Source organism: Anaerosalibacter massiliensis (assembly GCF_024623155.1).
Lineage (GTDB): Bacteria > Bacillota > Clostridia > Tissierellales > Sporanaerobacteraceae > Anaerosalibacter > Anaerosalibacter massiliensis.
The window spans coordinates 463,285-474,584 of sequence record NZ_JANJZL010000001.1; the positions used below are offsets into that span (position 1 = coordinate 463,285).

An 11,300-nucleotide genomic window follows, 5' to 3' on the forward strand; every position below is an offset into this window, starting at 1 on the left:
TCCTATTTTTTATTTTGCATCTGCTTTAAGAACTGCATTTAGCATTACACTAGCACCATTTGTGCATTCTTCTACAGATGTAAACTCAGACTCACAATGACTACGCCCATCCTTTGAAGGAACGAAAATCATAGTAGTAGGAATCATTTCTGATACAAACTGAGCATCATGGCCTGCTCCACTATTTATATACTGATTAGAAACACCTAATTCATCAGCAGAGTCTTTGACAAAGCCTACTAATTCTTCATTAAAATATACTGTTTCACGAGCCCAAGCTTTCTCATAGCCAACCTCACATTTAGCAAATTCTTTAGGTATATTTTCAATAATATTAACAACCTGTTCAATTACTTTAGGATCTTCATGCCTTGCATCAATTGAAAAATCAATAAAATCAGGAATTACTGTATGTACACATGGATTGCATTTAATTTCACCAGTTGTATAAACAAGTTCCGAGTCAAGTTTATCTAATTCATTGTGAAGATGAATAAGAACCTGAGCAGCTGCATAAAGAGCATCTTTCCTATATTTCATAGGGGTCGTACCAGCATGATCAGCTTGACCATAAGTTCTAATTCTATAATTAACCATACCAAGTACACAAGTTACAACACCAATATCTTTATTAGCTTTTTCAAGTATTGGACCTTGTTCTATATGAAGTTCAAACATACATTTATAGTCAAAAGGATTTAATCTATTTTCTTCTTTCCCGATATAACCACTTGCTTTTAAAGCTTCACCAAAAGTAGTCTTTCCATCTAATATACTTTTTGACGCAAGCATTATATCTTTATCAAACTTTTCACAAATCACTCCTGATGACATCATTGCAGGTGGATATAATGAACCTTCTTCATTTGTCCAAATCATAGCTGTAAGTGGATGCTTATGAGGAATTTTCTCATGAACAATAGTTTCCAAAACTTCCATAGCTGATATAACACCTAATATACCGTCATAATTGCCTCCATTTTTTACTGAATCAACATGAGATGCCATAACAATTCTCTTTGCATTAGGATCTGAACCTGGAATAATAGCATATATATTTGCCATGTCATCAGTAGCTATTTCAGCACCAATAGCCTCCATTCTCCTTATAAATTCTTCTCTAGCCTGAATAGCTTCTTTAGATAATGAATATCTAGTAATTCCACCATTACCTGTATCTCCATAATTTGAAAAAGTCTCTATCTTATCCTTCATTCTATTTGCATTACAAATATACATAATATAGGACCCCCTTTTTTAATTCATCCTACCTTTATACTTTTTAATCTTGCTTTTCTGTTTCATTTTTTCCAAATATTGAAAATAGCAAATCTCCACCTAATTCGCACCCAATTCCTAATAATGCACCTAAAAATAAAGATGGTATCAATATTTTCCAATCCCCATTTCCAGCAAATGTTGAGAAGCATCCCACGAAAGTTCCCGGTATAAATGCAAAGTATTTATATTTCCCTGCTATACACATTATAAATGTAACTAATCCACTAAAGATAATTATTGAACCGGGAAAGGGAAAATGATCGCCCAAAACTATAATCATCATTCCACAAAACACTCCAAAAATATTTTGTCTAATGGTTAATAAAAATCCTTCCATCTTATGTTTACCTGATGCAAAATAAGTAGTACATCCTGCAAAACCAGCCCAAGTAAACATACCCATAGGTATACTAATCTGAGACCATATTCCACATAAAATTCCTGTACTAATACTTAAAGCCATTAAATAAGTCATGGAACCCTCCTTTATTAAATAATTTTAGGTCCACTTCTTTTAATAAATTCTCCTCTATTTTCAGATCCAATATATTCACCATCTTCAGCTATTAGCTCTCCTCTAGAAAATGTTGCTACAGGATATCCCTTCAATTCAAGTTCCTCATAAGGTGTATAGTCTACATTTTCATGCAAAATATCTTTACTTATCTTTACTTTCTTTTCAGGATCAAATATCATTAAATCTGCGTCTCCTCCTACAACAATAGAGCCCTTTTTAGGATATAGTCCAAAAATTTTTGCTACATTTGTTGATGTTAATTGAACAAATTTTTCAATAGAAATATTTCCCTTATCTACACCATATGAATACATTAAAGCCATTCTCAATTCTATCCCTGGAGCTCCATTTGGAATTTTAGTAAAATCATCTAATCCCATTCTTTTTTGCTTCATGAAAAAAGGGCAATGGTCAGTGGCAACTGTTTGCAATACTCCATCATTTAAAGCTTTCCATAAATAATTCCAGTTTTTCTTATCTCTAAGTGGTGGGGACATTACATATTTTGCACCATTAAATCCTTCTTCTTCATAATTGTCTCTGGATAATAATAAATATTGAGGGCATGTTTCACCCATGATAGGAAATCCTTCTTCTCTTGCTTTTTTAATTTCAGATGCAGATTCTTCACAGCTACAATGTACTACATAAAGTGGTGCATTTGTCATTTTAGCTAAACTAATAGCCCTATTAGTTGCCTCACCTTCACAGTATGCTGGTCTTGATATTTCATGATATTTAGGAGCTGTCTTACCAGATTCTAATAATTTCTTAGTAAAATAGTCTATAACAAAAGGATTTTCAGCATGAACACTAATTAGTCCATTATTTTCACTGGCTATATCTAGTACTTCCATAAATGTTAAATCATCAACCATCATTCCTTCATAAATCATAAATACCTTAAAGCTTGAATACCCATCTCTTATTACTTGAGGTATTTCTTCTCTTGTTTTATCATTCATTTGAGTAATAGCAAGATGTAGTCCATAATCTATACAAGCATTTCCGTCCGCCTTTTCTCTCCACATTTCTATAGTCTCATTTAAAGTTTTTCCCTGTGGTTGAACTGCAAAATCAACTATGGTTGTAGTTCCTCCAATAGCAGCTGCCTTAGTTCCAGTATTGAAATCATCACTTGAAAATGTTCCACCAAAAGGCATGTCTAAATGAGTATGTGCATCTATACCTCCAGGAAATATATATTTTCCTTTTGCATCATAAACGTCTTCTGCTCTTTCAGATAAATTTCTTCCTAGCTCCTTAATTTCCCCCCTTTTTATTCCGATATCTCCACTAAATATATCGGAGGATGTAACGATAGTCCCATTCCTAATTACTAGATCAAAGTCTTTCACAAAATCCTCTCCTTTTTCAGTAATATAATTACACTGCCAAACTTTTCATTCATATCTACATGCAATATTTATACCAATATATGTTTAATTTCTTATAAATAAAAATAGTGCATACACTAGCTATATATAGCCATTATTTTATATTCTAAATACCAATACATAAATTAAAATATAAATAAAAAGTTTTATAAACCATATTTGAATTATATTATTTTAATTCAATTCATATTCAAATTATATTTATTATTAAATTCAAAAATAGTTTATCACCCAAGCCAGATTATAAAATGCTCCTTTCTAGTTTAATCTTGCTAGAAAGGAGCATTTATTTATACTACCATTCGAACTAAAAAAATCAGATACTTTCTACAGTTATATAATTTTTAATAGCTGCTTGACCTGAATCAAGTCTCGCTACATGTACTAAATATATAGAATTGGTTTGAATCATATGTATATTTAAAGACTTCATTAAATTTTTAATTATTTTTATATTTTACTAAATATTATATCGCAATATGAATAATTTCCCTTTTAAGAATTAAGGAGTTAATATACTATTGCTATTAAAAAACTCAATAATAATATTGTAATTATTAAAATTATTTAATATAATCTCTCTAATTATTGAGATCCTTTGATTTTAGATGGAATTAGAAAGATAGAGAATTTTTATATAAATACATTCCTAAAAAGACATGATTAAGTATTCATGAGATGTATAAGAATTCATTATGGTTTTTTTAAAAAAAGAACCCATATTATTACTTTAATCTAGCTATTTTAAATGATACAATAGAATATATAGGTATATAATCTGTTTATTATACAAAATTTCAAGGAGGAATTTTAAAATATGGATATTAATTTATTAACAGTACCTATTATGTATGGGTGCGATCGAAATGGTGCTCAATATGGCCCTAAAAAATTAAGAGAGAAAAATGTAGTAAAAACTATAGAAAATCAAAACCATAAAGTTTATGACTTTGGAAGTTTATTCATACCTGAAATTTCTGAATCAGAAAAATATGCTGACCATGATCATATTAAATACTTAAAATCTATAACAAATATAAATAATAATCTTGCTCATTTAGTATATAATTCTCTTAATTCAGAAAATTTTCCATTTATAATTGGTGGAGATCATGCATTAGGACTGGGAAGTATATCTGGAGCTAGCAAATATTTTGAAAATTTAGCCGTAATATGGGTGGATGCTCATGGGGATATAAATACTGAAGAAACATCTCCTTCTGGCAATAGTCATGGAATGCCATTAGCTGCAGCATTAGGTGTAGGAAATCCATTATTAACAAATGTATATTTTGACGGTCCAAAAGTTAAGCCTGAAAATGTATATATTATTGGTGCTAGAGATTTAGATGAGGGAGAAATTAAACTTGCAAAAGATTTAGATTTAAACTTATACACTATGGATAAAATTAACAAAATTGGACTTGATGCTGTTATGAATGAAGTTATAAATAGTATAAAATCTACTAATATTGATGGAGTACATTTAAGCTTTGATATAGATGCTTTAGATAAAAGTTTAGTCCCTGGTACTGGAACACCAGTTGAAGGAGGATTTAGTTTAGAAGAAACAAAGAAAATACTTAAAGATTTATTAAGCACCAACTTTGTAAAATCAATGGATTTTGTTGAGTTAAACCCACTTCTTGATGAAAACGATACTACTGCAGATCTTTGTATTGATTTAATAAATTGGACATTTAAATACCTAAATAATTTTTTGCTTAAAAATGCATAAATATGCAAACCACTAATAAATATACAAGATAAACTACAAAAACTGTCATCTGTTTTTTTATAGATGACAGTTTCTTTTATTAAATATATCCTTCTAGGTCTTTTAACAAATTTTCCATTCCTAATCTATCTAACATATTGTTAAACTTTTCTTTTTTCTTCCCATGTTTTTTATAATACTTTATAATTCTATCTATAATTTTTTCTGCTTCCTCAAGAGAATATAATGTACTAGGCCTTCCTTTTTTATCTTTAAGTTTTAAAATATTTCCTCCTACATATATTGATACCCTTATATCCTCTTCAATTATTCCATTAAATTTGCAAACCTCTATACATTTTCCACAATCTATGCATTTAGAATTATTTAATATTAATTTAGTATTTGAAAAAGAAATTGCATTTTTCCTACAAGATTTAACACATAAACCACAGTTTATACAATTTTCTTCTATAATTTTTGGTATTCTCTTTCCCACTATTCCTAAATCCTCTGATTCCACTTTTAAACAATTGTTAGGACATCCTATAATACCAATTTTTATTTTCCCAGGTAAGTTACAATTCTTATATTTATTAAAAATTTTTTCTCCAATATCTTTAGTATCTATGATACCATTAGTGCATATTTTCCCTCCGCAAGAAATTATAGATGGAAATTTATGCCTTGGTCTTAATAATAAAAGATTAAAGTTTTTTATCTCTTCTTTCACTTTCTCTATATTCTCATATTTAATCCAAGGTATTTCTACACATAATCTTGTAGTAAAATTCACATATCCTTTCCCATACTCCTTGGATATATATGCAATATGCTCTATGTCTTCCCCAGTCATTTTCCCAGCTTCACTAGAAATTCTTATTCTAAAATATCCATCATATTTTAATGGCAAGAATCCTTCCATTCTTAACTGTTTTATATCCTGTATGTCCACTATATCTCTCCTTGTACAATATCTTTTATTCTCTAATCATATTATAATATTTTACTAAAATAGTCTTTAATTGTCCAAAATTTATTTACTATTATTAAGCTAATTCTAAATTTTTCATTCCCTTTCTACTCTATCTATTTCATCTTTTGTCAGATTGAATATAGAATATATTATATTATCTATTTTAATTAGATTATCTTTTGCTCTTTCTTTTGCTCTTTCTTTTTCTCTTACACTAATATTTATTTCATCTACATAATTAGATATTTCATTTTAGGATTTTAAAAGAAGAGGAAATTTTATGTGAAATTTCCTCTTCTTTTAATTTCTTTCTATTTAGTTTTATTATACCTTATCTGTTTTTTCCTCTCTTAAGGACTTTATTATTGACACTATTGAAAATATCATTATAAAAATAAATGGAAAAGCTGCAACTATGGATGCTGTTTGAAGAGCTGCCAATCCTCCTGAAAGAAGTAAAGCTATAGCTAGAAGAGATTGTATCAGTCCCCACAATACTTTCTTTTTATTAGAAGGATTTAAATTTCCATTTGAAGTTAACATACTTAATACAAAAGTCGCTGAATTAGCAGATGTAATAAAAAATGTGCATAGCAAAAATATTGTAATTATAGATAAAATAGATGTTAAGGGATAATGTTTAAATACTTCAAATAAAGCGATAGATGGAGTAGATACAATGTCTCTCAATTGAGTTAAATCTATATTCCTTCCATAATTAAGTCCCATAGTTCCAAAAGCTGCGAACCAAACCAGAGACACTAGAGCTGGAACTAATGTTACACCAATAATAAACTCTCTAATTGTTCTACCCTTTGAAATTCTAGCAATAAATGTTCCCACAAATGGAGCCCAAGCAATCCACCAAGACCAATAAAATATTCTCCATGTATTCAACCATGTATTATCTTCAAAAGCATTTATAGATAAACTATCCTCTATAAAATACTGTAAATAATTACCTAAACTGCTAATAAACATATTAACAATTTTAAGAGTTGGTCCTAATAATATAACTAAAACTAATAAAATAGTGGCAAGAACCAAGTTTAAATCTCCTAAAATTTTTATTCCCTTTTCTATTCCACTTACAGCTGTCCATATAAATATTAAAGTTATAACAGAAATAATAATTATTTGAACAAATATATTAACTGGTATTCCAAATAAATAATCAAGACCACTATTAATCTGTAAAGTTCCTAAACCTAAAGATGTAGCTACACCTGCAACAGTAGCAAATACAGCAGAAATATCTATAAATTTCCCTAGTGCTCCTTTTGCTCTTTCTTCCCCTATAAGAGGAATAAATATACTACTTATAAGTCCAGGTCTTTCCTTTCTAAATTGCATATAAGCAAGAGCTAATCCAATAACACTATAATTAGCCCAGGGGTGAATTCCCCAATGCATAAAAGAAGATTTCATTGAGAAACTCATTGCATTAGTAGAACCTGGTTCTATTCCTAAAGGAGGATTGGCAAAATGGCTAAGAGGTTCAGCTACACCCCAAAATACTAATCCAATTCCCATACCTGCCCCAAAAAGCATTCCAAACCAGGAAAGATTGCTAAACTCTGGCTCAGAATTGTCTGGACCTAATTTTATATTTCCATATTTGCTAAAAGCTAAGTAAATAGCAAATAATACAAAAGAAAACATGGCTATTAAGTATAACCAACCAAATCTATTTGTTAAAAACCTAAAAATATTATTTACTAATTTTGTGAAACTATTAGAAAAAAATATTCCCCATGCCACTATAAATATGACAAAGAATAAGGATATATAAAAAACATAGTTCCCTCTCTTTTTCTCATTATCCAAATATTACACCACCTTTGTTTAAAAGGGTGATAAAAACTATCACCCTTTTATTTTAAATTTTTACATTAAAAACTGTCTGATCTTTTATATCTTCAGTTAAAGCATTTAAAGCTACTTCAACTCTATGATACCTAAGTTTCCACTGTTCTTCTTCAGAAGTAGATGGATCTCCTAAAGGATACGGAATGGAGATTGTTGGAACTATCTTATTTGCTCCTACTGTTAATGAAACTGGTATTAAATTACACATATGAACTATAGGTATTCCTGCTCTTTCTATTTCTTTTAGCATCGTTGCTCCACAACGAGTACAAGTACCTCATGTAGAAGTGAGTATAACTCCATCTACTTTATCATCCTGAAGATATTTTAGCATTTCTTTTCCCATTCTAGCTGCTTCAGCTTGAGTAGTTCCTGTACCTACAGTACTATAAAAATACTTATGAAGTTTGCCTATTTTTCCTTCCTTCTCAAATACCTTCATAACATCTACTGGAACTACTCTATCTGGATCTTCGTCAGCAGCTGCAGGATCATATCCAGCATGAATAGTCTTGAATACTCCAGACTCTAAATTGTCTAATTTAGATATATCATATCTTCCCCACCTAGTAGCTGAAGCAGATTGTATTTTATCAGGATTATCTATTGGTACAATGCCTCCAGATGTAACCAATGCAATATTTGCCTTACTTAAATCTTTAATAGGTTTAGCTATAGGTACTCTATCTGGCTCTGGTATTACTAGCTCTGTTTCAAAGGGCTCGTTATTAAGTTTTTTAACAAGCATTTCTATTCCTCTTTCGGCAGCAGTTTTACCAGATTCTAACCATACCTGATGACGAATACCTCTGGGGAAATATCCTTCTTCATCTGCTGAACTTAATTCTTCTCCATTTAATATTTTATTAGCGAAATCTGCCATACTTTTTATATCTTTTCTTAACTTAGCAGCACTTTTTCCACCTTTAAATATATATATATCTTTTTTAAACATTTCTACACCAGGGTTTTCTTCATTCATTGATGTGATAACTGGTACATTAAATTTTTCTTTTACAGCTTTACATATTGTTCCACAAGCTACTCCATATCTCCCAGCCTGAAATGCTGGTCCTGCTATAAATATATCAAATTCCTTATCCTTTAAAAAATTTAAAATTCTATCTACTGCCTCATCTTTATTTGAGCCCATAAAATTATCACCACAAATAACTGTATGAGTTATTTCAGCGTCAATTACACTATTTAGTGCCATTGCTGGTCCTACTAATCCTTCTCTTATTTCAGGTTTATAATCAGCCTTTTCTTCTCCACCTATTCCTGCAAAAAATTGGTTTATATAATGTATTGCTTTCTTCATTTTTCCACCTCCTTAAAATTCTTTAACTGTTTTAGTAGACCATCCTGCTATTCTATCTCCACAGAACATAGCATTATTTTCCATAATAATTGAACCATCTTCTTTAACTGAAGGACCTAATATTTCATCATAAGCCCAACCTCCAGATAAGCCATCTCTTGCTAAAGCCTGAAGTTCTCCTATTACCTTTTCTGCAGGAGGTAATTTAATAATTTCAGAAACATTTCCTGTTGAAACTAATGCATTAGCTTTTACATCTAAAGTAACTAATGGCTGGGAAGCTCCATCTCTCCCTGTACACTCATTACTTATACCTACAGTCTTTACTCCTATATCTTCTAAAGCAGCAATACACATAATATAATCGGTATCTGGATTTCCATATCCTTCTTCCGTAACTATTGCTCCATCTGCTCCTAAAGACTTTGCTATTTGAGCTACGAATATTGATGAACGTTTTTTCTGTTCTAGTGATACATTTAGATTTGACATAATAACTCCTAAGAAATTAATAGACTTTCCATGTTCTTTATATAGTTCCTTAATAATTGGAAAATTTTGAAAATCATAAGTGGACCATTTTGAAGATGCTGGCATAAAACTTCCTGAAATAATAGCTCCATCTAATACCTCATTAGGATGCATGAAAGTTGGCACATATTTATTCATATCCCATCCATAAACCAAATCATTATATCCTAATTCTTCCATCTGGGACTGGGGCTGCATAACCAATACTACAGAAGACAAGTTTTGCATGTTTTCTGATCTTTTAGTTACTGGCTCTAATTCATATTTCTCTACTTCCTCTGGTTCTAAGTTTCTAACTGTTCTTCCAATATACTCTGCCAATCTATGAGAGCCCCATCTAATAGCATGGTTTTTCTTCTGTTGTTCATATCTTTCATATTCTTCATCAGTGTCTGCTACTAGACAAATGTTAATAGTTTGAGAAAAAAGAGTGTATTTTGCTCCTTCACCGCTCATGTCTATAAGTCCATCTCCAAAACTTCCCCAATGTTTACCTACTCCCAATACGCTTACTCCTTTTAGAGCATGCACTCTTCCTTCTCCAGTCTTTTCTACATCTCCAGTAACTCCTGGAAAAACTGGTCTTCCATCTGGCCTAATTCTTGGTTCTACTGCTTCTTTTACAGGAACTATTCTTACATTTTCTCCTGGCTTAGCAATAATTAAATCTGCTTCTGTAATATGTTCATCTTCTCTAATATAATTTAATGCTTCTTCTTTGTTGATTACTAGAACATTATTTTCAAATTTAGTCTCATTTCCAAAAGCTACATCCTTTACATAAAAATTGCCTATTTCTAATTTCATTTTTCCACTCCTTTCCTTTATATAGTTTTCTTGATTTATAAAAATACACTTTTATTATTCCTCTTATAGAACTAATTATGTTTTTAGTTATTTTCTAAATTAAATTTAAAAATTCAAATAAAACATTCCAATCACATAATTTAAAGTTCTATCCAATACCTTTGAATTATTTTCCCATCTTCTTTAACTTCATTTTCTAGCACTCCACCATTATTTAAAATAGTTTTGGCAGAGCCTATATTTTCTTTATCACAAGTTATCAAAATCTTTTCAATTCCAAGTTTTTTAGCTATAAGTAAGGACAAAGATAGCATTAGAGAAGCATATCCTTTTCTTCTTTCAGATGGACGAACACCATAACCAATATGTCCACCATAATTAAATAGATAATCATTTAAAGAATGTCTAATATTTATAGCACCTATGATTCTTTTATTTTTTGAAATTAAAAAATATGTATAAGCAGGAACTAGATGAGATGGACAAGTCTCTTCTTCTTCAATCTTATACGTATATTTCAACCATTCTCTATAATCCATATCTAACAGCCTTGCGGAGAATGGAATGATTTCTTCTCCATAATTCTTCCACTCTTTAGCAAAATCATGATACTCTTTCTCTAAATCAATATTAGGCCTTATTAATTCCAATTTTTGACCTAAACACTCTATTTTTTTCTTATTTTTAGCCACAGGATCAAATCCTTTCCACCAAATTGAATATTAATAATGCTAATATTTTTTTAATTTTAGTTCCTCATAGGTAGTCTAGTAATACTTAGATATGTTGATATTACTATTTTTTGATTTTTTTGTCAATCTGCAAGAACTCCTTCAATTATTACAACTATTTAATATAATCCAATGTATACATTAAATTTTTTT

9 protein-coding genes are annotated in these 11,300 nt (G+C 30.1%); 1 reads left to right on the top strand and 8 read right to left on the bottom strand.

Going from position 1 to position 11,300, the window contains the following annotated elements; all coding sequences use genetic code 11:
* Positions 1 to 9: 9 nt before the first annotated feature.
* From NSA23_RS02640 to hydA, 3 genes are read right to left on the bottom strand one after another with little or no spacing between them, the layout of a single operon-like run.
* A complete protein-coding gene (locus NSA23_RS02640; RefSeq protein WP_042681269.1) occupies positions 10 to 1,239 on the bottom strand; it encodes a Zn-dependent hydrolase in 1,230 nt (409 codons plus the stop codon).
* A 43-nt stretch (positions 1,240 to 1,282) separates the two neighbouring features.
* Positions 1,283 to 1,756 (bottom strand): DUF1097 domain-containing protein, encoded by a 474-nt coding sequence (locus tag NSA23_RS02645; RefSeq protein WP_042681267.1) that lies wholly within the window; start codon positions 1,754 to 1,756, stop codon positions 1,283 to 1,285.
* 14 nt (positions 1,757 to 1,770) lie between these two features.
* A complete protein-coding gene (hydA, locus tag NSA23_RS02650; protein WP_042681265.1) occupies positions 1,771 to 3,156 on the bottom strand; it encodes a dihydropyrimidinase in 1,386 nt (461 codons plus the stop codon).
* Between the two features lie 856 nt (positions 3,157 to 4,012).
* On the opposite strand from hydA, the gene rocF reads away from it, so the two are divergent.
* Positions 4,013 to 4,933 (top strand): arginase, encoded by a 921-nt coding sequence (gene rocF / locus NSA23_RS02655; protein WP_042681264.1) that lies wholly within the window; start codon positions 4,013 to 4,015, stop codon positions 4,931 to 4,933.
* A gap of 79 nt (positions 4,934 to 5,012) precedes the next feature.
* On the opposite strand, the gene NSA23_RS02660 is transcribed toward rocF, so the two are convergent.
* The 5 genes from NSA23_RS02660 to NSA23_RS02680 form a co-directional block, all read right to left on the bottom strand.
* Positions 5,013 to 5,867, bottom strand: a complete 855-nt coding sequence (locus tag NSA23_RS02660) for a 4Fe-4S binding protein (RefSeq protein WP_042681262.1) — start codon at positions 5,865 to 5,867, stop codon at positions 5,013 to 5,015.
* Positions 5,868 to 6,212: 345 nt separating this feature from the next.
* The gene (locus NSA23_RS02665; RefSeq protein WP_042681260.1) at positions 6,213 to 7,715 is read right to left on the bottom strand and encodes a glycine betaine uptake BCCT transporter; all 1,503 of its coding nucleotides are present in this window, start codon (positions 7,713 to 7,715) and stop codon (positions 6,213 to 6,215) included.
* Positions 7,716 to 7,767: 52 nt separating this feature from the next.
* Complete coding sequence (gene grdH, locus NSA23_RS02670; protein ID WP_081915217.1) at positions 7,768 to 9,078, bottom strand: betaine reductase selenoprotein B; 1,311 nt, start codon at positions 9,076 to 9,078, stop codon at positions 7,768 to 7,770.
* A 12-nt stretch (positions 9,079 to 9,090) separates the two neighbouring features.
* Positions 9,091 to 10,416 carry a glycine/sarcosine/betaine reductase component B subunit gene (locus NSA23_RS02675; RefSeq protein ID WP_042681253.1) on the bottom strand — a complete coding sequence of 442 codons (1,326 nt, stop codon included), beginning with the start codon at positions 10,414 to 10,416 and terminating at the stop codon, positions 9,091 to 9,093.
* 140 nt (positions 10,417 to 10,556) lie between these two features.
* Entirely contained in the window at positions 10,557 to 11,108 is a 552-nt protein-coding gene (locus NSA23_RS02680; RefSeq protein WP_246119198.1) for a GNAT family N-acetyltransferase, read from the bottom strand.
* Positions 11,109 to 11,300 lie beyond the last annotated feature (192 nt).